General features: G+C 52.0%; 20 protein-coding genes, 1 tRNA gene and 1 pseudogene. 7 read left to right on the top strand and 15 right to left on the bottom strand.

The features are described from left to right. Positions 1–41: 41 nt before the first annotated feature. Both EPIR_RS05640 and pqqU read right to left on the bottom strand, forming a co-directional pair. Positions 42–2423 (bottom strand): glucose/quinate/shikimate family membrane-bound PQQ-dependent dehydrogenase, encoded by a 2382-nt coding sequence (locus EPIR_RS05640; RefSeq protein ID WP_023654352.1) that lies wholly within the window; start codon positions 2421–2423, stop codon positions 42–44. Positions 2424–2589: 166 nt separating this feature from the next. Next, positions 2590–4731: a TonB-dependent receptor PqqU gene (gene pqqU, locus EPIR_RS05635; RefSeq protein ID WP_023654351.1), complete on the bottom strand. Its 2142-nt coding sequence runs from the start codon at positions 4729–4731 to the stop codon at positions 2590–2592. Between the two features lie 424 nt (positions 4732–5155). Between pqqU and EPIR_RS05630 the strand changes: the two genes are divergently transcribed. From EPIR_RS05630 to EPIR_RS05620, 3 genes are all read left to right on the top strand, one after another. Beyond that, complete coding sequence (locus EPIR_RS05630; RefSeq protein ID WP_023654350.1) at positions 5156–5587, top strand: hypothetical protein; 432 nt, start codon at positions 5156–5158, stop codon at positions 5585–5587. A 56-nt stretch (positions 5588–5643) separates the two neighbouring features. Further along, a complete protein-coding gene (locus EPIR_RS05625; protein ID WP_023654349.1) occupies positions 5644–6420 on the top strand; it encodes an SDR family NAD(P)-dependent oxidoreductase in 777 nt (258 codons plus the stop codon). Positions 6421–6656: 236 nt separating this feature from the next. Beyond that, the gene (locus tag EPIR_RS05620) at positions 6657–8126 is read left to right on the top strand and encodes a leucine-rich repeat domain-containing protein (RefSeq protein ID WP_023654348.1); all 1470 of its coding nucleotides are present in this window, start codon (positions 6657–6659) and stop codon (positions 8124–8126) included. Between the two features lie 236 nt (positions 8127–8362). Here EPIR_RS05620 and EPIR_RS05615 read toward each other — a convergent pair whose 3' ends face one another. The 9 genes and pseudogenes from EPIR_RS05615 to EPIR_RS05575 all read right to left on the bottom strand — a co-directional run. Continuing rightward, on the bottom strand, positions 8363–9964 hold the full coding sequence (locus EPIR_RS05615) for an ABC transporter ATP-binding protein (protein ID WP_023654347.1): 1602 nt from the start codon (positions 9962–9964) through the stop codon (positions 8363–8365). Between the two features lie 3 nt (positions 9965–9967). Then, a complete protein-coding gene (locus tag EPIR_RS05610) occupies positions 9968–10777 on the bottom strand; it encodes an ABC transporter permease (RefSeq protein WP_023654346.1) in 810 nt (269 codons plus the stop codon). Positions 10778–10845: 68 nt separating this feature from the next. Continuing rightward, positions 10846–11835: an ABC transporter permease gene (locus tag EPIR_RS05605; RefSeq protein WP_023654345.1), complete on the bottom strand. Its 990-nt coding sequence runs from the start codon at positions 11833–11835 to the stop codon at positions 10846–10848. A 6-nt stretch (positions 11836–11841) separates the two neighbouring features. Continuing rightward, positions 11842–13386 (bottom strand): ABC transporter substrate-binding protein, encoded by a 1545-nt coding sequence (locus EPIR_RS05600; protein WP_023654344.1) that lies wholly within the window; start codon positions 13384–13386, stop codon positions 11842–11844. 57 nt (positions 13387–13443) lie between these two features. Beyond that, complete coding sequence (locus EPIR_RS05595) at positions 13444–14346, bottom strand: homocysteine S-methyltransferase family protein (RefSeq protein ID WP_023654343.1); 903 nt, start codon at positions 14344–14346, stop codon at positions 13444–13446. Between the two features lie 134 nt (positions 14347–14480). Next, the gene (locus EPIR_RS05590; protein WP_023654342.1) at positions 14481–14837 is read right to left on the bottom strand and encodes a hypothetical protein; all 357 of its coding nucleotides are present in this window, start codon (positions 14835–14837) and stop codon (positions 14481–14483) included. A gap of 272 nt (positions 14838–15109) precedes the next feature. Next, positions 15110–15529: an RcnB family protein gene (locus EPIR_RS05585; protein WP_023654341.1), complete on the bottom strand. Its 420-nt coding sequence runs from the start codon at positions 15527–15529 to the stop codon at positions 15110–15112. A gap of 172 nt (positions 15530–15701) precedes the next feature. Next, positions 15702–16133: an OsmC family protein gene (locus EPIR_RS05580; protein WP_023654340.1), complete on the bottom strand. Its 432-nt coding sequence runs from the start codon at positions 16131–16133 to the stop codon at positions 15702–15704. 67 nt (positions 16134–16200) lie between these two features. Further along, positions 16201–16347, bottom strand: a pseudogene (locus EPIR_RS05575) (gluconate 2-dehydrogenase subunit 3 family protein); the annotation flags it as partial. Between the two features lie 114 nt (positions 16348–16461). On the opposite strand from EPIR_RS05575, the gene EPIR_RS18675 reads away from it, so the two are divergent. Then, positions 16462–16560 (top strand): YoaK family small membrane protein, encoded by a 99-nt coding sequence (locus EPIR_RS18675; protein WP_023654338.1) that lies wholly within the window; start codon positions 16462–16464, stop codon positions 16558–16560. A 60-nt stretch (positions 16561–16620) separates the two neighbouring features. On the opposite strand, the gene ymcF is transcribed toward EPIR_RS18675, so the two are convergent. Beyond that, positions 16621–16761, bottom strand: coding sequence for a cold shock small protein YmcF (ymcF, locus tag EPIR_RS19280; RefSeq protein ID WP_420834757.1), 141 nt, complete (start codon positions 16759–16761; stop codon positions 16621–16623). A 207-nt stretch (positions 16762–16968) separates the two neighbouring features. Between ymcF and EPIR_RS05570 the strand changes: the two genes are divergently transcribed. Beyond that, positions 16969–17042 (top strand) — tRNA-Gly (locus tag EPIR_RS05570). A 33-nt stretch (positions 17043–17075) separates the two neighbouring features. On the opposite strand, the gene EPIR_RS05565 is transcribed toward EPIR_RS05570, so the two are convergent. Then, entirely contained in the window at positions 17076–17372 is a 297-nt protein-coding gene (locus tag EPIR_RS05565) for a hypothetical protein (protein WP_023654335.1), read from the bottom strand. A gap of 204 nt (positions 17373–17576) precedes the next feature. Between EPIR_RS05565 and EPIR_RS05560 the strand changes: the two genes are divergently transcribed. Then, positions 17577–17882, top strand: a complete 306-nt coding sequence (locus EPIR_RS05560) for a hypothetical protein (RefSeq protein WP_023654334.1) — start codon at positions 17577–17579, stop codon at positions 17880–17882. Positions 17883–18001: 119 nt separating this feature from the next. Here EPIR_RS05560 and EPIR_RS19020 read toward each other — a convergent pair whose 3' ends face one another. Next, entirely contained in the window at positions 18002–18262 is a 261-nt protein-coding gene (locus EPIR_RS19020) for a hypothetical protein (RefSeq protein WP_023654333.1), read from the bottom strand. A 568-nt stretch (positions 18263–18830) separates the two neighbouring features. On the opposite strand from EPIR_RS19020, the gene EPIR_RS05555 reads away from it, so the two are divergent. Continuing rightward, on the top strand, positions 18831–20978 hold the full coding sequence (locus EPIR_RS05555) for a glycoside hydrolase family 3 C-terminal domain-containing protein (protein WP_023654332.1): 2148 nt from the start codon (positions 18831–18833) through the stop codon (positions 20976–20978). 578 nt (positions 20979–21556) lie between these two features. On the opposite strand, the gene EPIR_RS05550 is transcribed toward EPIR_RS05555, so the two are convergent. Beyond that, entirely contained in the window at positions 21557–22147 is a 591-nt protein-coding gene (locus EPIR_RS05550; protein WP_023654331.1) for a tyrosine-type DNA invertase, read from the bottom strand. Between the last annotated feature and the right edge of the window lie 301 nt (positions 22148–22448).

The following is a 22448-nucleotide window of genomic DNA, read 5'->3' as shown; positions in this document are numbered from 1 at the left end:
AAGGGCGACCCGTGTGGGTCGCCCTTGTCAGCCGTCAGCGTTTACTTGCTGTCCGGCAGTGCATAAGCCTTCACATAGTCGCCCATTTTGGTGCCGAATGAGCCATGCCCACCGGCAAAAATCAGTACGTACTGCTTGCCGTTAACTTCATACGTCATTGGCGTAGCCTGACCACCTGCGGGTAAACGTGCTTCCCACAGCTGTTTGCCGTTACTGACGTTAAACGCACGCAGATAGTTATCCGCCGTTGCCGCAATAAAGAACAGGTTGCCAGCCGTGGCAACGGGTCCACCCAGCATTGGCATGCCCATTTTAAACGGCAGCGGCAGTGGCGAACTGTCGCGCACGGTGCCGATACGTTTCTTCCACACGATGTCGTTGGTCTTCAGATCAACCGCAGAAATATAGCCCCATGAAGGCTGCTTGCACGGTAAACCGATCGGCGACAGGAACGGATTCAACGTCACGCCGTACGGCAGTCCGTACTGCGGCTGAATGCCTTTCTCACTACCGGTACCGCCTTTGTCATTCTCGTCCGGCTCAATCGGATTACCCGGCCCACGCGGGATCAGTCGGGAAACGAACGGCAGCGCCATTGGGTTAGCGATGGCAACCTGACGATTGCCATCCACCGCGATGCCGCCCCATTCAAACATACCGAGATTGCCCGGGAACACTAACGTGCCCTGCTCGGATGGCGGAGTGAATGGACCTTCATAACGCAGCTGGTGGAACATCACACGACAGACCAGCTGATCGTAGATGGTCGCGCCCCACATATCTTTACCCGCTAGATGGGCTTTCGGACGGAAGCTCAGTTCAGAGTATGGCTGAGTCGGCGAAAGACGATCGCCCTTAGCAGGGCCACCCGGCACCACCATTTCCGGCGCTGGCACCACGGGTTGACCGTTGGTACGGTTCAGCACAAAGATATCGCCGGTTTTGGTCGGGATATAAATCACCGGAACCTTGTGGCCATCTTTGTCGTCGATATCCGCCAGGGTAGGCTGTGCGGGAACGTCCATATCCCACAGATCGTGATGCACGGTCTGATAGAACCATGCCAGCTTGCCGGTGGTGGCATTCAGCGCCAGCATGCCGTTGGCGAAACGCTCCATTTCCGGGGTGCGGTGACCGCCCCAGATATCAGGCGTCGATACGCCCATCGGCAGGTACACCAGATCCAATTTGGCATCGTAAGCTGCCGGTGCCCATGAGTTAGGTGAGTTCGGCGTGTACTTCTGCTCGTCATGCGGCAGCAGATTCGGATCTTTCGCTCCGCTATCAAATGCCCACAGCAGTTTGCCGGTGTTCACATCAAACCCACGCACCACGCCGGATGGCTGTTTGGTGGAGTAGTTATCGGTGACCGCGCCCGCCATCACAATACTGGTGGCCGTGACGATCGGCGGTGAAGTCGGCTCGTAAGAACCCACTTTTGCATAAGGCATATTGCTCTGTAGGTTCAATCGGCCTTTATCGCCGAACTCTTCGCACAGAGCACCCGTTTCAGCGTCCAGCGCATACATGCTGCCGTCATTGACCGGCAACAAAATACGGCGAGAACAGAGAGCAGGCTCGGTTCCGGCCGGAGTCGCAGCCGCCTGCGGGGTTTGATAATAAGAAACGCCGCGACAGGTCACGTGCTGGAAGGTTGGATTCGGCTTCAACTTCGGATCGAACATCCACTTCTTCTTACCGGTGGCCGCATCCAGCGCGAACAGCTGCTGATGCGCGGTACACAGATAGAGTGCATTACCGATTTTGATCGGGGTTGCCTCATTGGTAAGCTCACCCGGATCGCTTGGGGATTTCAGATCGCCGGTCTGGAAGGTCCAGGCTTCCTGTAGTTCACCCACGTTTTTATCGTTAATCTGCTTCAGAGGAGAGTAACGCGTCCCGCCCTGGGTACGACCATAGGCCGGCCAGTCGCCTGGCGCCACGCCGTCTTCAGCAGGCACCGCTTCCGCCTGTTCAGCATTGAGCGACCCGTTGATTTCCTGCGGGTCGTTAAATACCGAATAGGCCAGAACCGCTACGACAAAGACCAGCACGGCAGAGAGAGCAACGCGTGAGAATGCCCCTTTGCTATTCAGCTCACGCCAGATAAACGGCAATACCAGCCATAGGCCGAGGAAGAAGGTGATATCCAGACGCGGAGTCAACGCCCAGAAGTCAGAACCCACTTCCCACAGCGACCATACTGTCGTGCCCAGCAGGAACAGCGCGTACAACAGTAGCGCTGAACCGCGACGGCGGTGCAGCAGGAATGCGGTGATCAGCAGAACCACACCAGCGATGATGTAGTAGAGAGAACCGCCAAGTTTAGCCAACCAGATACCGCCGATTAACAGATATAAGCCACTCAGCGCGGCGAATATAACCGTTAGCAGGATCAGTATTCTTGATGCTTTACTATGCATAGTTTGAACCTTATCCAAATTAAAAGTCTTCGTTGAAGCGTAAAGCGCGCCTGTAAAACCCGCATTTATGCTTACTTATCCATCCAGTATTGTTATTACGGGACTGAAGCAGGTGTCCCTGGCAGGCACCTGCTGGATTTATTGCCGGGCTGCGCCCGACGAAAATTTAAAACTGATAGCTTACGTTGGCGCCGCCACCCCAGTTACGCCCCGGTGCTGGTTCGAAGTAGCGGTTATTGCCTTCATTAACGATAACCGAGCCAATGTACTGGCGGTCGAACAGGTTATCGACGCGACTAAACAGATCCAGTGACCAGCGTTCCCAGTTAAAGCGGTAACCGCCGTTCAGGCTGGCAACGGTGTAAGACGGTGCCTGGGCATCGTTAGCATCGTTGGCCTGAATGTGACTCATGTAGCGGATATCCGCCCCGGCGTGCCAGCCGCTTTCCGGCGCATATTGCAGTGAAGCGTAGCCCATATTACGCGCGATACCCGGCAGACGGTTGCCCGCTGGAGTACAAACGCTTTTCGCACTACAGGTTTCATTGCGGTAGGTGGCATCCAGCAGCGTCCAGGCGAGCTTCACACGCCAGTCCGTGGCAAACTGCTGGTCAAAGCCCAGTTCCAGGCCACGGCGGCGCGTCTCCCCGGCGTTTTTGTATACGCTGCGGCCAGACTGACTTTGATCCACCACCAGCTCATTGTCGGTATCGGTCTGGAACAGCGCGGCGGTCAGCAGCCCGTAGCCGATGCGGGTTTTGCTGCCCAGTTCAATCGTATCGCTGGTGGCCGGTTTTAATCCGAGATTCAACCCGGTAACGCTGCCGTTAATTGAACGATAGGAGAGTTCGTTAATCGTCGGCGTCTCGAAGCCGCGACCGGCGGAGAGATAAACATTCCATGCGTCACTGACCGCATAATTCAGCGAGCCCATCGGCAGCAGTTTGTGATAGCGCGCGCTGCCGCTGTCGTCGCCGTTGCCCGTCGTGATGTAGTAATCGGTGGAATCAAAACTGACGGTGCTGTAACGCAGCCCGGCATCCAGCGTCCATTGCGGCGTTAACCGCCAGCTGGTCTGCAAATAAGGGTCCAGGTTCCACATGGTATTTTTTTCATTGCGCCGCTGTGCCCCTTTCTCACCGAAAGCAGGAACGCCACCCACCAGGTTGTAATTCTGGAACCCCTGGCGGCGCTCGGTCATGGTTTCATAGTCCACCCCACCGATTAGCGTCACCGGCACTGCGCCCAGCTGGCCGTCATGCTGCCAGCGGGTATCAATGCCCTGATATTTGCGCTCCAGCACAATCACGCCACCCGGATAGGCAGGGTTAAGCTGCGGTGCCTGCGGGATCGACTGATACTGGGTGGTGTGGCGTTCGCCGTGCCACGTGGTGAGCGTCAGCCGGTCGCTGTCGCTGAACTCGCGCTGATAGCGCAAACCCAGCTGCGTCTGGTCGAGGCTCTTGCGCGTATTAAATGCATCACCACGCGGCGACTGGCGCGGGTTAGCGCGGTACTCTTCTGCGGTCAGTCCGCCGGGATCGTTGGCATCCACCGATACGCTGTTAAACATCAGCGTCAGAGTGCTGACATCATCAAGCCGCACGCCGAGCTTGCCATTACCGAGGCTTTTCTGCGTGCCGCTGTGGTCGCGATAGCCGTGGGTGGTGAAACGCGATCCGGACAGGGTGTAATTGACATCTCCTGCCTGGCTGCCGTCGCCGGTTGCACCGCTGGCTTTTATGCTGTTACGCCACGAACCGTAGCTGCCGAAATAGGTTCCCGCTTCCAGCGTGGTGGGCTGGCTGCCAGTAAAGGTATCAATATTGACCACGCCGCCGGAAGCATTACCGTACAACGCGGAATAAGGCCCACGCAGTACTTCGACCTTGCCCACCGAATTCATATCAATATTTGACGTCTGCCCCTGGCCGTCCGGCATAGTAGCGGGGATGCCATCGACATACAGCCGCACGCCGCGCACGCCATACATCGAACGACTGCCAAAGCCGCGCACCGACAGCTGTAGATCCTGCGCATAGTTCTGGCGATTCTGGATTTGCAGCCCCGGAACGCTGCCTAAATTTTCAGAGAGATTAACCTGCGCGCTGGCGCGGCGTAGCTCGTCGCCGTCCACCACGCTAACCGCAGCAGGCGTATCCAGCTCGGACAATCCGCCACGTTGCTTTATCACCATCAGCGACGGTTCCTGCCCCGTAGTGATAGCAGAATCAGATTGCGCATAGCTGACAGCAGCAGGTGCCAGCGAAAAAGAGGTCAGAAAAAAACGTAAGATTTTATTATTCACGGAGATGATTCGATAAGTCTGTTTAGCACCCGAAAAAAAGCTTATCCAGCCCTACCCAATAAGCTCCCCTCTTCCCGAAGATCCACCAGCATCAAAGGCCGGCAAAGCTGAAAAAAGTATATACTCCGCACAATATTTTGCGCGTAAAAACACCAATTTTGAGTTTCTTGTAACATGAGGTTGCCCCGATGAAACGCGTCACTTTGGGGAAAAATCATTCAACAGTTGTGACACAGATCTCAATCTATTGGCGATTGTAACACTCATTAGTGAGCTTGCGAACTCGTGTTAACAAATTAGCTGAATTGATTCAGTTATTGTTATACCCATGAAAATAATAGGGTTAGGGAATGAACGGCTGCTATGCAAAATGCATGACGACGATAAGCTATACTCAACCGAATTTAACCCTACAGGATGTGCTATGCGCTGTTCAGGACTTTGGCCAATGCCCTATCGCTTCTCTCGTCCTGCTATCCAGCGGCTGCTGCTGGCTATTCTGACATTGCTGCTCAGCGCCTGTTCCTCCGACCAGCGGGGTGAAAAATGCTTCGGCGAGGTTAGGACATTGAGTGGCCAACCATTGGGAACGCTCCAGGCAAGAGTGGTTGACCGCTTCAACGCCTTTTCAATTTTTATGCCGTCACTGGAACTCGACAGCGGTCCCCTACATTCTAACGATCGCCAGTTGTATATCCCTTCGGCGGTAACTCGTGATGGTTGGCTGGTACAACGTATCTCCGGGCATCAGTTCAGCATCATTAACGCCCCCGGCGACCAGGCTATTACTTTCATCTGCCCTGTAACATCAGCAAGCGACTCAAACCAGCGTCGGTTACTTCCACCTTTGAGATAACCCGCAGCGAGATCCTGTCTACACTTATCCTGCTTAAGTAAAAACAGGAGAAAAAAATGCAGATCGATCTTCATGGCAAAACGGCCATCGTAACTGGCTCAACCAAAGGTATCGGTAAAGGTATCGCCCAGGGATTGACCGCAGCCGGTGCAACGGTAGTCATCACTGGGCGTAACCAACAGCAGGTTGATGGACTAATCGCAGAACTCGGTGGCGATGCACGCGGTTACGCATTTGACCTGGCAACGGATGCAGGTTGTAAAGCCTTGCTGAAAGCAGAGCCGCAGTGCGATATCCTGGTCAACAACGTCGGTATCTTTCCCGGCGGTGACTTCTTTGAGACGGATGATGAGCTGTGGCAAAAAATCTGGGATGTTAATGTGATGTCGGGAGTGCGACTCAGTCGCGCGTATATGCCGCAGATGATCAAATCTGCCTGGGGGCGGGTGGTGTTTCTCTCTTCCGAATCTGCCATCAATATTCCGGCAGATATGATCCATTACGGCGTGAGTAAAACCGCCCTGTTGGCACTGTCACGCGGGCTGGCGAAATCCGCAGCGGGAACCGGCGTAACGGTGAATGCCGTACTACCGGGACCCACGCTTTCTGACGGCTTTGCCGATAACGTCAAACAAAGGTTGGCAGAGGGCGAAAAGCTCGAAGACCTCGGCGTCGAGTTTGTCAAAGCCAACCGACCCTCCTCAGTGATCCAACGCGCCGCCAGCGTTGAAGAAGTCAGTAACATGGTGGTCTATGTCTGCTCTCCCCTCTCTTCTGCCACCTCCGGCGCGGCGTTACGCGTAGACGGCGGCGTGGTAGAAACGCCATTCTGATCGTCAGGCACCGCTGGTTGTGGTGCCAACATCATATTCCAAATAATCGTATATCATTTCTGATAAATCGGTTTAATATAGAAAATAACATAAGAAATTAACGCGTCAGAAATATATTCTGATGTCTTTACCTGAAAATATGACTTGTTCCCATCATCTTACCCCTTATATATTTAATGGGAGGTGAAATCACACCTCGCTTAGGAAAAACCATCATAATATATAAGGAATTACTCATGTCAGAACATACTAAAAACCCTGCATTTCTTTTAAGCACAGAACAGAAAATCGAATTTAATGATAAAAACCTTGAAACTGCCATCAAGGATTCATTGAAATTGGGGAGCAATGAAAACATTACCGCTCTCAATATATTGAAACTGACTCATTTCAGAGCTTTGGAAAAAAATATCTCAGACTTATCCGGTCTTGAATATGCAGAAAACCTGCAATTAGTAACGCTAACGGGAAATAAAATAACCTCTCTTGATCCCCTGAGGAATCTCAACCAACTTTATAGCGTTGGTTTTGCCTATAACCCCGACCTAAAAATGGAGGAAATCCTTAAGCTGGAACATCTCACTGAACTTGATCTGTCTGGCAATCAATATAGTGCTAAAGAGTTTACCCAGCTGGAAAAATATTCCGACATGGTCATTCTCTGGCTGAACTCGTGCCAGCTGGACTCTATCTCATTTATGTCAGGAATGAAAAAACTGGTTCAACTCCAGGTTCAAAATAATAATCTGACAAATATTGATGAGTTAGGCAGCAGCAGTCTGATCGGTATTTGGGCGATGAATAATCGTATAAAATCCCTGAAAAACGTGAGAAACCTGACAGGTTTGAAAAGACTGTGGATTGATAATAATAAGCTAACATCGCTGGACTGGTTGAATAAGTTGGATAATGTTTCACATGTGTATGCCAGCTACAATCAAATCGAAAAAGTGGTAATCTCAGGCCATAAGCAGATCTACCTCCTGCAGCTGGATAATAGTCAAGTTACTGATGTCGAACTGCATGACTTACCTTCACTGATGCAAGTTAGCCTGGACTACAATAAGCTAACCTCTTTTAATAAAGTCACTAACCTGCCCGCGCTACAATCATTAAGTTTAATCGACAACACTAAATTGACTGATATTGATGGCATTAGCGTAGCAACAAAACTGGTACGTTTAGTTCTACAGGGATGTACTGGCATCTCGGATTTCTCCCCAATTTCATCGTTGAAGAAAATCGTAGCGCTGTATTGTAACCATACCGACATGACTGATGAACAAATTAATGATATTGGTGTTCAGAATCAGCTTAGCCTTCTGGCCGTTGCTAATTGCAAACTCACCAATATCGATTTTATCTCTCATTTCCCTGCTCTTAAGCAATTTGCTTTAATGAGCAACCACATCTCCAATATCAGTCAAATGGGTGACAATATTTCTACCTATTCCGCAATTAATCAGACAATCAGTCTTGGCGATGTCGCGCTGGGTGAAAAAACGGAAATTCAGCTGAAGGGCAGGAATTCACAACGCGTTGACAATATTGAGTGGTTGACAGAGGGCAGTATCACCGCCGAAGGGGATAAGCAGAATCTGGTTTGGGCGAATAGCGGCGAGAATCAACTGACTTTCTCATGGCAAGAGGACACGGGTACAACCCCGGCATTCAGTGGGACAATCACTCAAACCGTCAATAAATAAAAGTGAATGTTTGCCAATGGTGACAACGATTTTGACGCTTTAGCATAAGACTCATGCTATTGGAAAACAGCCATATTTCAAACGGCTTGCATTAAAACCCGTCGGGTAACAGGGTGTTACCCGACAATCCATTGCCATCAAAGGGCTTAACACGCCTGCTTTTTCCTCACTGACAGAATACACCGCTCGAAAACAGGAAAAACAGAGCGCACATCCTTACCCTGTGCTCCAGCTTCCTAAATTAATGGCGTTAATACATCGTCAGTACTGACTTCTTGTAACCAGCCGGGCCGCATTTGCGGCACCGATGTCAGTAACCGCGCGGTGTAATCATCAAGCGGAGCGCTGAACACCTGCTCCAGCCCCCCTTGCCGCACCACGTTCCCATGACGCAATACCATCACCTCATCCGCAACTGCCTTTACGACATGCAGATCGTGAGTGATAAACAGCAGAGAAACACCGGTTTCCTGCTGTAATTTTTTCAGCAGGATAAGCACCTCACGCCCAACCAGCGGATCGAGCGCAGAGGTTGGCTCATCACAAACGATCAGCTCCGGCTCCACCGCCAGCGCACGGGCAATACAGACACGCTGTTTCTGGCCACCAGACAGCGCGTGAGGATAGCGGTCGGCGAGCAGCGGTGAAAGCCCTACCTTCACCAGCAGCTCATCAACACGTGCCTGCCGCTGTGATGCGGAGAGCCCGGTCAGACACACCATCGCCCGCTCAATTTGTAGACGGATGGTCAAACGCGGATTGAGCGCGGTATCGGGATGCTGATGGATCAGCTGCACTCTTTGCAGCTGCTGGCGCGTGCGCTGACGCAGCAGGGCGGGCAGCGGCCGATCGTTAAAATGGATTTCTCCATGAGATGGGGCAACCAGACCACATACCGCACGCCCGAGCGTTGATTTTCCTGCGCCGGACTCACCGATCAATGCCAGCGTTCGCCCACGACCAATGCTCATAGAGACCGTATTCAGCACCGTATCGCCATGATACTCAACGCTGACCTGCCGGGCGGTCAGTAATGGTGGCGTGGCACTGCGTGGCTGATGGGGTTTACCATGGCTGTGCAGCAGTTCGCGGGTGTAATCCTGCTGCGGCTGTCCCAGCAGCGCCTCCGTGGTGCCTGTTTCCACCTGTCGCCCACGGCGCAATACCATAATGCGTTGACTCAGCTGGGCGACAACCGCCAGATCGTGGCTAATATATAGCGCGGCAACGCCCGTTTGTTTGATAACCTGCTGGATAGCCTTCAAAACTTCCAGCTGGGTTGTAACATCCAGGGCGGTGGTAGGCTCATCGAAAATTATCAGTTCTGGCCCGGCGCAAATCGCCATAGCAATCATGGCGCGCTGGAGCTGCCCGCCCGAAACCTGATGCGGATAACGGTGGAAAAAACCCTCCGGCTGTGGCAGCTGTAGCTGGGAAAAAATCTCAATAGCGCGGCGGATTGCCTCACGGCGTCCCAGTAATCGGTGGCGGACGGCACTCTCTATGACCTGTTCACCGATTTTTTTTGCCGGATTAAACGCCGCACTGGCTGACTGCGCCACATAGGCAATTTTCGCGCCGCGAACCTTGCGCCACTGTCGCTCTGACAGCGCGGTTAGTTCGCGCCCGGAAAGGCGGATCTGCCCGCCGCTCAACGTCATACCGTGTCGACAATGACCGAGGATCGCCTGGCCTATAGTGGATTTCCCCGCACCAGATTCACCAATCAGCCCCAGTACCTCGCCCTTACGCAGGGTAAAAGAGATATCATCGACCAATACCGCGCTGCCTGCCGTCACCCGCAGATTTTCCACGCTTAACAACGGTTTATCGCTCATATTTTACTCCTGCCAGCTACGGGTATGCTGGCTTAACAGCGAGTCGGCCACGCTGTTTAACGCCAGCGCCAGCAGAGCAATTGCCGCGCCGGGGATCAGAGACGCCCATACGCCAAACAGAATGCCGTCTTTGTTATCTCGCGCCAGGCCGCCCCAGTCGGCGGTAGGCGGCTGGATCCCCAGCCCCAGGAACGAAAGCGCCGACAAAAACAGCAGGATAAAGATAAAGCGTAAGGCGAATTCCGCGACCAGCGTGGTGAACGCATTCGGCAGGATCTCGCGCCACAAAACCCAGCCTAGCCGTTCCCCACGCAGGCGAGCCACTTCAATAAACTCCTGTGCCGCAATATCCAGCGCCAGAGAGCGTGCAACGCGCAGCACACGGGTTGATTCCAGAATACCCAGCACGGCAATAATTACCGGCATGGTTTTCGGTAGCATTGCCAGAATCACTAAAGCGAGGATCAACGTTGGGATTGCCATAAAAATATCGTTGACGCGCGAGATCAGCGTGTCGACCCATCCACGGGCGTAACCGGCCAAAAAACCCAGAAAAATACCGATGGCAAAAGCCAGCAACGTCGCCAGGGCGCTCACGCTCAGCGAGGTACGGGTGCCCCAGATCAACCGGGAAAGCAGGTCGCGGCCAAGATTATCCGTCCCCAGCCAGTTTTGCGGCGTCATCCCGCTCCAGGCGCTGCCGACCACCTGGTCAGGTGCCCAGGGTGCCAGCCACGGGGCCAACAGTGCCACTAAAATAAACAGACTCAGTCCGATGGCTCCGGGGAGTACGGCAAGTTTTACTCTCAACATCCACGACAATTCCTGGTAACATCCCGGCGGCCTGTGTCAGGCCCAGGGATAAAAAACCACACCGCCAGTTAGCGGCCGTGACGCAGACGTGGGTTAGCCAACAGGGCTACCACATCTGCCAGAAGGTTTAGCAGGATATAGATACCTGCCAGCAGCAACGCGCAATCCTGGATCACCGGAATATCGCGTTTACTGATGCTGTCCACCATATATTGGCCCAGACCGGGATAAACGAAGACGTTTTCGACAATGACCACCCCCACCATCAGCCAGGCCAGGTTGAGGACAATCACGTTGATAATCGGCCCCCAGGCGTTGGGCAGCACATGTCGGAACAGGATCGCTGAGGGCGACAGCCCTTTCATTAAAGCAGTATCGACCCAGGCAGCATTCTGCGCGCTGACTAGCGCCGCGCGTGTCATATTGCTCATGTGTCCAAGAATCGCCAGAATCAGCGTTATACAAGGCAGGGCAACGGCCTGTAGTCGATCGCCGAGCGGCATATCGTCAGAGATACTGCTGTTGCTGGGTAGCCAAAATAGCGTGATGGAGAAAATCAGGATCAGCAAATAACCGGAGAAGAATTCCGGTAAGGAGACGGCGGCGCGTGTAAACAGGTTGAGCAGCCGATCGATCCAGCTGCCGTGATAACGTGCGGAGATAAAACCAATCACCAGCGCCAGCGGCACCGCGACGATTGCGGTAAAAAAGGCCAGCGACAGCGTGTTAGTCAGCCGGTCGATCAGCACCGGGGCAATCGCTTCACGGCTGGTGAAACTCTGTCCAAAATCGCCGTGTAGGACGCCAGCCAGCCAGGCAATGTAGCGGCTGAGCGCTGGCTGATCCAACCCCAGCTGTTGATTTAGCGCCGCCACCGCCTGCGGCGTTGCCGTTTGCCCCAGAATGGCGGTTGCCGCGTTACCCGGCAGCAGCTGAATGCCGATAAAAATAAGCATTGAGACCACCAGCAGCATAGCCAGCCCAGCCAGCAGACGCAGACCGATCAATTTTAACAGGGGAAAGTCTTCTTTCCCCCTACGTTCCCGAAATAGACTCATGGGGGATTATGCAAACCACACTTTTTCCGCTGCGCGGTTACCACTCATTGTGAAGCCCGGAATGGCAACGAACCCACGAATTTTACTGCTGGCTGCATCCAGCGCATCGGCATACAGCGGGATGATTTCGCTGCCCTGCTCCACCAGCATCACCTGAATATCGTGGTATATCTGGTGGCGTTTCTGCTCATCCTGTTCAGCGCGCGCCGCTTTGACCAGCTGATCGAACGCTGGCTCTTTCCACTGTGACTCATTCCACGGAGCGTTACTGGTGAATACCAGCGACAGCAGCGCATCTGCCGTTGGGCGAAGTGCCCAGTTGGAAGAGACAAAGGGCTTCTTCATCCAGACGTTGTCCCAGAAAGCATCATCCGGCACGCGCTCCACCTGTAGCGGAATACCAGCACGGGCGGCGGAGTTTTGATATAGCTGGCCTGCATCAACCGCGCCAGGGAAACCGGCTTCGGCGACCGACAGTACCAGGGGTCCATCAAAGCCGCTTTTCTGCCAGTGGAATTTGGCTTTATCCGGGTCATAGGGACGCTGCGGAATATCCTTAGCAAAGTACGGACTCGATGGGAAAATCGGATTGTCATTGGCCACACTACCGTAGCCGCTGAGGACGGTACTGATAATCTGCTGACGGTCGATAGCATATTTCAGCGCCAGGCGACCGTCCAGGATGTTAAAGGGTGCCGCTGTGGCTAAGCCTGGGAAGGTAAAGATCTGACTGTCGCGCGAGCGCAGCAATTGAATGGTCGGCATCTTTTTCAGACGATCGACAATACGCGGGTTGACGCGGTTAATCAGGTGCGCGGAACCGCTGGCCAATGCCGCAACGCGTGCCGTGGAGTCGTTCATTGCCAGCGTTTCAACAGAGTCAACATGACCACGCGCCGGGTTCCAGTGATTCGGGTTGCGCTTCACCAGCGTACGCACGCCGGGCTTGAAGTTTTCAAGAATAAAAGCACCAGTACCAATACCTTTGTCAAAGCTCTCGTTTTCGGCAGTAATCGCGAAATGAACATCGCTAAGCAGCGCGATAAACTCAACATTTGGCTCTTTCAGCTTGATGGTCACCTGATTTGGCGTCGTCGCTTCCAGAGATATCACTGGCTCCAGATAGCCTTTGACCGAAGAGCTGGATTTCTCATCGCGATGATGATTAAGCGAATAAACCACATCCTTCGCACTCAGAGTACGGCCATCATGGAACTGTACGCCCTGACGAATATTTACCAGCCAGGTTTTACTGCCGTCATGAGCTTCCCAGCTTTCCGCCAGCGAAGGGATAATCTTGCCCTGTTCGTCCACCTCGACCAGGCAGTTAAACAGCTGCGAACCGACGAAGTACATATAGGATTCAAACCAAAATGCCGGGTCCAGGCGATCGGTACTGGACGCATTATCGATGCCAACGATCAGGTGACCGCCCTTTTTGGCGGTCTCCGGTGCGGCTTCAGCCGCCCACAGTGAGGATAAAGGCCAGCCGCCGCAGGCAGCGGCAACCGAAAGTGCACCGGTAGTTTTGATAAAATTGCGACGATTCATGACGTTGTGTTTCCCTGTTTTTATTTTTTTTCCGCTGCGCGGTTGAGGAATGGGCGTTTATTTTAATGTACTTGCCAGGCGCTGGATATGTTCAGGGCCAATGCCGCAACAGCCGCCGATCAGAGTCGCGCCTGCCGCCACCCACTCTTGCGCCCAGCGTAAATAGCCTTCCGGGTGGGTATCCTGACGTAAGCCGCTCAGTCCTTCATTGGCACCACCATCATTGCTGTGGTGCTCAAATGCGTTGGCGTAGACACCAATCCCGGCCTCAGAGCCGAGGTGACGCAGAGTGGCAGCCGCTTGCTGCACCGCCGATAGGATCACTTCCGGGCTGCTACAGTTAAACAGAATATTAGCCGCGCCTGTCTCTACCGCCAGCGCAACAGCATCAGAGACACTTTCACCCGAACGCAGCGTGCTGTCTTGTCGTGTCTGGTCAGGATCATCCTGCAGGCTGAAAGAGAGCCATAATGGATGAGGCTGGTTTGCTACCGCCTGGTGGATTGCCCGCGCTTCGGCCAGTGAGCTAATGGTTTCACCGAGCCAGATGTCAACATAAGGAGCCTGCGCCGCCACCAGTACCTGATAGATCTTCAGCGCCTCCTGAGCATCAAACAGATCGGGCCGATATGAGCCTAAAGCGGGCGGCAGGCTACCCGCCACCTGCACCGGATGCCCGGTAGCTTCGGCGGCCTGGCGCGCCAGCTGACCTGCCAGTGTCGACAAGCGTTCAGCATCAGCGTTAAAACGCGCTTCGCCGATGTGGAAGGGAACGATGGCATAGCTGTTGGTGGTGATGATGTCAGCCCCGGCAGAGATAAAGCAATCGTGAACTTCGCGTACCCGTTGCGGAGCCTCATACAGAGCCAGCGCCGACCACTCTGGCTGACGGAAAGGGGCACCCACTCTGGCCAGTTCACGCCCCATTCCCCCATCCAGGATCTTAATCTGCTGCGTCATTGGTCTGTTCCCTTAAAGAAAAGTCTGATGCCGCCATGCTACATAAGTTGATGGCTACATGTCCAGACGTCCATAAGGTTTAATGCTGGATTGTTTTTCGTGCGGGCGAAATGAGTGGAGGCGATCTGCTGGGATCAGAAGAGGAGTTTCGCCAAGCCAAGCCCCAGGGCAAGTAATCCTAACTGCGATGTGGCAAACCACTTGGTTTGTGCGGCCAGAGACTGGTGAATCTCGCTACGCAGGCTCTCCATTTTACTGTCAAGGCGGAAGAAATCTTCTTTGGTCGCATAATTAGACTTGATTACCCCCACGTCAATCTTCAGGACGCCGACATCATCCTTCAGCTTACCGACGTCTTCTTTCAGCGTGCCAACATCATCTTTCAACCGGTCGACATCGACTTTGAGCATCCCTACATCTGTTTTTAACATCCCCACATCGGCCTGTAACAGGCCAACATGCCCTTCCAGTTTATCCATGCGATTTTCCATGTTCTATCCTTAGTCAGGTTTATATTTGCACTCTATTCATTCAGTTCGGCGTGACTCATCATAATTGAGAGAATGTCGGGTTAACAAGCCAGATACAGGCGATATTTTGCGGCCTGTGCCGAATAAATAAGATGTAACGGAATGCAAAATAACTGGCTGAAAAAAATAATAATTGAACGATTAAGTTGATCTGTTTAGCGTGATTAGGCGATTGAGAAAAGAGAAATGCCGGTGGCGGAAGCCACCGGCAGAGGGGGGGGTAGAGGGGGAGTTTAGTGCTGGCCTAACAGGCTGCCGACAATGATTGCAGTAACCACACCAGTGGCTGCCGCAATCAGCACATAATTGCCGTCAATGTAAGCCCAGTGAGCGCCGCGTGGAGGCATATCCAACCCACGATCGCGCCAGTCATTAACGCGGTAGTCGTCGCCGCGATAGCGCGGGGCAACGGCATGCCCACGGCGAAAATCATCACCTCGCCAGGTGAAATGATTACGCTCACTGCGGCCTGCCCGGTCATCATGACCGCGATTGTGGAAGTGGCGATCGTCACCACGATTATCGTGTCCACCCTCCTGCTGGTGCCACGACCTGTCCGGGCCATCGCCCGGACCTTGCGCATGCGACAGGTTAATAAAGAAACTGCTTGCTGTGAAAACGCTAATCATGACTGCAAGTGTTGTTTTTTTCATCTTGATATCCTCATTTAGTCCACGGCCTGCAAACTGCCGTCACGTCACTATCGGGGATAGCACAACACTTCCCTATCTCTTCAAATCCGAAATCAGGGAGATTAGCGCGTTATTTTCACATCCTTAACGGTTTCCTTACCTAAACCATCGCCCCCCTCACACTGAACCAGGATTAGTTATCAAGCTGGTAGTCGAGAGTGATTTCGGTGTTAAGCAGTTTAGATATTGGGCATCCTGCTTTTGCCTGTTGAATAATTTCATCAAAGGTGGGTTTATCAATACCCGGCAGTTTTACCTTGCTTTGTAACGCCACCTTGGTAATGGCAAAGCCACCATCCACTTTGTCCAGTGAGACATCGGCAGTGGTATCGATGCTTTCCGGCGTATGTCCGGCGTCACCCAGCATCAATGAAAGCGCCATCGAGAAACAGGAAGCATGCGCCGCGCCGATCAGCTCTTCAGGGTTAGTGCCCGGTTTGCCTTCGAAACGCGTATTAAATCCGTATGGCTGCTGGCTAAGTGCGCCGCTTTCGGTGGAAACCGTGCCTTTACCCTGCTTAATGTTGCCTTCCCAGTGTGCCTGTCCTTTCTTATGAATGGTCATTGTTCTCTCCGCTTGTTTAACATCAGCTACCAGTATAGACGCTGTGACAAAGCGTGCCGGTCGGGTGGTCGATAAAGATCGGTACGCAGGTTTCCAGCGCGCCAGGCGCTTTGCCTCCAGCGGAGAGCAGGTTGTCACAGGCGGCGAAGATAAACGGCCACCGATCGCGGGTGAAGAAGATTGGCTGATAGTCCATCAGTTCTGGAGCGGCCATTCCTGCCGCCTGGGCTACACTCTGCCCTTTAAGTACCCTCTCACCTGTCAGGCAATCTGCTGGGTATGTTACACTTTGCGCTTGGCGTTTATTGCAATGACAAGGTGACATAACGTGAATAAGAGAGCGATTGCTCCCGCGCTGATCTTTCTGGCTGCGATGGTGTTTTTAGTCTGGTTTATTGCCTCTGGCGCGGCAATGCCCGGGGGCTGAGGGGCGGGAAAAACAGAGGAAAAAGTCAACCATCGGCAGCAAGCCGACGGCAATTAATGATCAGCTGGCAAATGCCTTGTAGCTAACTATCATTTGAGCTTTACAGAAAATACAGTTGGCACCGTGAGGATTCTTAGCGGTAATGTTGAAGACAGAAAAGCGGAACTGGCATCCGTGACAAGACGGACACTGATATTTGATATTTTGGATGATAGACCTGCTTACTTTTAATAATTAGAAAGGCCAAGTTAACACGGCTTTCACATTCTGTCAGATTTATTTACGTTGGTCTTTGCTTCCGAACGGCATCAAGGCTTGCCAGCCCGGAAGATAGCCGCACGGTCGCGGCGGTTTAGCAGTGCGGAGTTCAGCAATTTTTATTAGCTGTGTTACACTGCGCCACACAATGCGGCCATCGTATAATGGTATTACCTCAGCTTCCCAAGCTGATGACGCGGGTTCGATTCCCGCTGGCCGCTCCAGCAATGCTAAAGGATCATCCGCAAATAACCCGCTCAACTTTGGCTGGCCGTGTAGCTTTTTACCTTGCCATGAAGTAGACGTATGGTTAGCGTTCTCCCTTGCGTGGTACTCATTGCCTTCGCCTGACTCCAGGTCCACATCATAATACTCTGCCCCTGCGGAAAAGGCGTTTCAGAAGAGGGCTGACCAAACAAGGCGATCAGATCCTGCTTTGTCGTGACGTCATTTTTTATCTGAGCCAGTTTGGCATCATCAAAATTCTGTCCCACCGAAGCCGTGCACGCGCTTAACAACGCCCATATCAGGCACGAAAACATTGTTTTTCTCATATCTAGCTTCTCTGCCGTTTTGTTCTATCCGAAGCTGCCTAAACTACAGTAAAAACCCCTAAAATAGCGATCGCTCCGAGATTATCGGTTATGACATTCAGTGCGCCATAGCCGCCGCCGACAGTAGATAATTCATTAGCAACACGAGCGGAATGAGCAGCATTGACTATAATAATTATTCATTATACCGATTGCAGGTGGTCTATGTTGTGGCTTGAACAAGGTTTATATCTGAGAGTGCATGAAATGGAAAATGGCCCGCGCCCGCTTCCTTTACAGAGTGGTTTCAGTAGTCACACGGCGTACCGCGCATTAGGCTGCTTCAACCCATCAGAAACATCTGACGCCTACTATATTCTTTCTAACGACCGTGATGAAATCTGGTTCATCTGTAACCGCCATTTGCGAACCGTATGTTTAATTAATGAGGGTAATGATTTCAGGGTTCCTCTTGCCGCCACCCCACAGATTTACAGTCGGGAACAGAATGGCTCTTTGACCTCTAACTGAACATCTCCATTTTCTTAAAAGAGAATGAGATTAAATATGACAGCGAAGAGCACTGTCGTTCGCTTCTGCGGGGGCCATTAAATTGGCCATCCGTTATCTCGAACTGATGATATAGCACGCTAGTTATTTTCAGCTTCATCCACAATTTCTACCAATACTAACGGACATTTTTTTACCTTGCAGGCCTGTGAGTATGCCAGACAGCATACGGAACAGAGATCCTTCGCCTCCGTTTCATATTGATACTCCATAAAGTAACGGAATCTCCCGCCACATGAATCTGTCCGGCAGAAATGTTGCGGCTCAAAAATCTCATTAAGCTGCCTGAATGTCAGGGCTGAAGGGTTATGAAACCCGACTCTTACGCGATATGTTGTCATACTACGATTATTTTCCAGCAGCGCCCCAGGTGCAAAACGTTGTTAATTCTCGCTGAGATAGGAAAAACCTTCACCAAAGCCTGACGCATAGCGGGCATATCCGCTCTGAGTTATGCCACACCCGCAATGATATTAACGGCACATGTGACATATTTTTTTATTTAAAAAAAACCAATTTTTATAAATAAATTCGTTTCGCCATTATAACGTTTTTAAAAGAATAGAAATGCACGCTCGGAAAGCGGGGTCAGTTGCCAGCCTATTTCGAAAACCGGATAAAAAGTGCCCTGTATCTGCCACGCTTTCGATTTTTTACTACCTTTGCTACGGGCACTCATTTTTGGCAAAGGGATATATCGCAGCCTTTGAACACCGTGAATTTACCCGGCCTTATGATGCCCCTTACGCGCGCGCGCATGTTAACTATGCGCTGGCGACAACAGATCACGGTTCATTCCGGCCCCGCAGCAGATACCGAACGCCGTTTTTTTCGGCCCGTATGGCCGTGAGACCTCCACCGCACGCCTGGCGTATCCAATCGGACAGCGCCGCCATATAAGGAGAAAGGATGACACATAACTGGCAAAGAGATGGCCTGACGGCTGATGAAAAAGCTGACATCGTGGTGAATGCGATGACGGAAGATGAGAAGTTTTCCTGGCTATCCGCACCGATGGCTATCCCCCTTGACGGTGAAGCGCTGCCGCCAGAGGCGATCGGCTCGGCGGCATGGTACCCGGCGATCCCCAGGCTGGGCATTCCAGCGATGCAACAGAGTGACGCCAGTCTCGGTATCACCGCGTTGGGAAATGTCCGACCTGGGGACAACGCCACCGCGCTTGCCTCAAGCCTGCTGCTCGCTTCAACGTTCAACCCTGAAATGGCCGAGCTGACCGGTAAGCTGGTAGGGCATGAGGCCTTTGCTAAAGGGTTTAATGTACAGCTGGCAGGAGGTGCCAACCTTATACGTGAGCCACGAGGAGGCCGTAATTTCGAATACCTTTCAGAAGATCCGCTACTGACGGGTGTGATGGCGGGAAATTCTGTGCGCGGTATCCAGTCAAAACACGTTGTTTCAACCGTAAAACACTTTGCCCTCAATCCTCAGGAAACCGGGCGCGTATTAATAAGCTCAGATCTCAAAGAAGCGGCCATGCGCGAGTCAGACCTGCTTGCTTTTGAAATCGCAATTGAAATAGGTCAACCGGGAGCAGTTATGCCGGGCTATAACCTGGTGAATGGTGACTGGGCATCCGAAAATTCCTTTTTGTTGAATGACGTCCTTAAAGGCGACTGGCAGTATCCCGGCTGGGTCATGTCCGACTGGGGCGCAACCCATTCAACCACCAAAGCGGCTCTGGCCGGGTTAGACGTACAGTCCGGCGCAAACCTGGATAATAAGGTTTGGTTTGGCCCGCTGTTGAAGCAGGCGGTCGCTGCGGGTGAAGTGCCGCAAAGCCGCATTGACGATATGGTGCGGCGCATTCTGCGCAGCCTGTTTGCCGTGGGTTCACCAGAGCAGCCGCCGCAGCCGCTTGGTGACATTGATTATATGGCGCACCGGCTCACCGCACAGCGTGAAGCTGAACAAGGCATTGTGCTACTGAAAAATGAAAATGAGACGCTGCCACTGCCACGGGGTTCACGCAGATTACTGGTCGTCGGCGCTCATGCCGATAGTGGTGTGCTCGCGGGCGGCGGCTCATCGGCAGTAACGCCCGTCGGCAGCCTGCGACTGCCGGGCGTCGATTTTATGGGTATTCAGACAGATAAAGTCATTCATCCCTCTTCGCCACTGTGGGCTATCCGCGCTGAATCGGGGGCGAGAGAAGTCAGCTTCCTCGATGGGGAAAATATTGCTCAAGCGGTCAGCCAGGCGCATCGTGCTGACGCAGTGATTGTTTTTGCCGAAGAATGGCGTTCAGAATCGCTTGATGCACAGGGTCTTTCACTCCCCGGGGAACAAAATGCGCTGATCCAGGCCCTTGCAGAAGCAAATCCCCAAACTATCGTCGTGCTGGAAACCGGCGGCCCGGTCACCATGCCGTGGCTTGATAACGTCTCTGCGGTGCTGGAAGCCTGGTATCCGGGGTCTGGGGGCGGTGAGGCGATTGCCGGAGTACTGTTTGGCCGGGTAAACCCATCTGGCAGGCTGCCGGTCACCTTTCCTGTGGCCGAAGCGCAGCTACCGCATCCGCAACAGACCGATCCCGAAACCACTACCTCACTCCCCGCCACCCCGCTTAAAGGTGGCATTATTCACATGGATTACAACGTGGAAGGTTCTGATGTGGGTTACCGCTGGTTTGCTCGCACTGGCCAGACCCCGCTGTTCCCGTTTGGATATGGCCTCAGCTATACCTCTTTTTGTTATACGGATCTGTCCGCCACCATCAATAACGGAAATATCCATGTCACGCTGACGGTGACCAACAGCGGTCAACGTGCCGGCGCTGATGTACCACAGATTTATATTCAGCCGGTAAGCCGCAGCTATGTCGCACGTCTGGCCGCATTCAGGCGGGTTTATCTACAGCCGGGAGAGAGTTGCCAGCTGGAACTAATGCTGGAACCCCGGGTTATTTCGTGCTGGAACTCGCAGAAAGCACAATGGGTAACTGAAGCGGGATGCTATAACATTCTGCTCGGCAGGAATGCGACAGATTATGTTTTACAGGCTCAAGTGGAACTGACTGCAACCGCTAAAGGCTACTAAAAAAAAGTACAGGCGGGCACAAGGGTGCCCGCCTGTTATCAGGCAGTGACAGATTATTAGCGGCAATATCAACACTCACTGATAAGGTCACCGGAGTAAAAACAAGATGAATTAACACAGACGTTCTATAGTGAATTTTCCTCTCGCCCTGAATTCCCGCCTGACAATCATAGCTATGGCTAAATTTTTTCAGCGCAGACCTGTTTCTGAAGCAGACTTTGGCTGGTGCGGCGGAGTGGCAGAAATTTATTTTAACAAGGTGACTGCAGAGGCAGTTTATTTTACATTCACAGCGCTAATTATTGTGCACTAAATAATTTTAGCCATTGCAACCAGGCGATAAAAGCGCAGCGAATCTGTCTTTAATACATTAGCTGTACAAGAGATTACAACGATAAAATAATCTGCATCTCATTTACCCGACAGGATTGGCTTCAATACATCGCAGATATATCGACTTAGTTTACTTCCCGTTTAGATTTCTCGATATTTTTTGGCGAAAACATTCTATCTGAAAGAGCGGTAGCCATGAAAAAACATAGGGGTGTGAATGCAACACTTCAATCCAGCCCGGACTTCTATTGGCCGTTTAACTCAAAAATGAAGCTTTTTTTCCACATACCGACAAACCTTGCGGAATTACTTGCCGTATATAAAACCGTATGGTGGATATTTCTATGCCCCAGGTAATCTTGTATCAGCCGAGTGTCAGCACCATTATTAGCCAATGCATAACCACATGAGTGTCTTAGCATATGGGGATGAAGGGGGACAGTGATCCCTGCCACATGGCCGTACTTGCGTAACAGGGTATAGACCTGCTGCCGCGATATTGGCCCTCCCTTTTGAGATAAAAACAGCTCTGAACAACTGCCCCCTGACCATGAATTTCTGACATTCAACCATTTCTTTAATAGAATGATCTCATTGGGTAGCAGTGGCTGCGTTGTTGCCAGCCCATTTTTAAGCCTTCTGATATGAATAACGCCATCTTCCAGATTGATATCTGATACCCTGAGCTGACAAATTTCACTTACTCTAAGTCCGTGAATGAAACATAAATTAATGAAGCACTCATCTCTCTCGGCGTAGCGTCCAGTTCTGGCAGCAGCCATCACATTTAGCAATTCACCCTGCGTCAGATATTTTCTTTTTAATGTATTACCCATTTAAATCACCCCCAAATGAAAATCGTTCAACATTCTAAGATAATCCCAGGAAAGAAAAACCATTGCAACAACAAATGAGATTATTCTTAAATTCACCAACCCATAAGAACGATTAACTACTATTCAGGATAAATCCCACCCAAAAAACAGAGTAAAAATCAATAAATTTGATTTTAGTAAGCACAAAAAAATGACCAATATAAAAAACCTATAAAGACAGAGCCATCCTTGTTTGCTAATTTAAGGTGGAAATTTGAACGTTTTTTTCAATTAAGAAAGAATAATTCTAATACAATAAATC

The organism is Erwinia piriflorinigrans CFBP 5888 (assembly GCF_001050515.1).
In the GTDB taxonomy this organism is placed as follows: Bacteria; Pseudomonadota; Gammaproteobacteria; order Enterobacterales; family Enterobacteriaceae; genus Erwinia; species Erwinia piriflorinigrans.
Note: the sequence above shows the minus strand (reverse complement) of the source record. Positions and strands in the feature narration are given on the sequence as shown.

Coding starts and splice junctions, on each gene's coding strand:
- EPIR_RS05640 (WP_023654352.1), bottom strand. CDS start 2,423: ATGCATAGTAAAGCATCAAGAATACTGATCCTGCTAACGGTTATATTC.
- EPIR_RS05630 (WP_023654350.1), top strand. CDS start 5,156: ATGCGCTGTTCAGGACTTTGGCCAATGCCCTATCGCTTCTCTCGTCCT.
- EPIR_RS05625 (WP_023654349.1), top strand. CDS start 5,644: ATGCAGATCGATCTTCATGGCAAAACGGCCATCGTAACTGGCTCAACC.
- EPIR_RS05620 (WP_023654348.1), top strand. CDS start 6,657: ATGTCAGAACATACTAAAAACCCTGCATTTCTTTTAAGCACAGAACAG.
- EPIR_RS05615 (WP_023654347.1), bottom strand. CDS start 9,964: ATGAGCGATAAACCGTTGTTAAGCGTGGAAAATCTGCGGGTGACGGCA.
- EPIR_RS05610 (WP_023654346.1), bottom strand. CDS start 10,777: ATGTTGAGAGTAAAACTTGCCGTACTCCCCGGAGCCATCGGACTGAGT.
- EPIR_RS05605 (WP_023654345.1), bottom strand. CDS start 11,835: ATGAGTCTATTTCGGGAACGTAGGGGGAAAGAAGACTTTCCCCTGTTA.
- EPIR_RS05600 (WP_023654344.1), bottom strand. CDS start 13,386: ATGAATCGTCGCAATTTTATCAAAACTACCGGTGCACTTTCGGTTGCC.
- EPIR_RS05595 (WP_023654343.1), bottom strand. CDS start 14,346: ATGACGCAGCAGATTAAGATCCTGGATGGGGGAATGGGGCGTGAACTG.
- EPIR_RS05590 (WP_023654342.1), bottom strand. CDS start 14,837: ATGGAAAATCGCATGGATAAACTGGAAGGGCATGTTGGCCTGTTACAG.
- EPIR_RS05585 (WP_023654341.1), bottom strand. CDS start 15,529: ATGAAAAAAACAACACTTGCAGTCATGATTAGCGTTTTCACAGCAAGC.
- EPIR_RS05580 (WP_023654340.1), bottom strand. CDS start 16,133: ATGACCATTCATAAGAAAGGACAGGCACACTGGGAAGGCAACATTAAG.
- EPIR_RS05565 (WP_023654335.1), bottom strand. CDS start 17,372: ATGAGAAAAACAATGTTTTCGTGCCTGATATGGGCGTTGTTAAGCGCG.
- EPIR_RS05560 (WP_023654334.1), top strand. CDS start 17,577: ATGTTGTGGCTTGAACAAGGTTTATATCTGAGAGTGCATGAAATGGAA.
- EPIR_RS19020 (WP_023654333.1), bottom strand. CDS start 18,262: ATGACAACATATCGCGTAAGAGTCGGGTTTCATAACCCTTCAGCCCTG.
- EPIR_RS05555 (WP_023654332.1), top strand. CDS start 18,831: ATGACACATAACTGGCAAAGAGATGGCCTGACGGCTGATGAAAAAGCT.
- EPIR_RS05550 (WP_023654331.1), bottom strand. CDS start 22,147: ATGGGTAATACATTAAAAAGAAAATATCTGACGCAGGGTGAATTGCTA.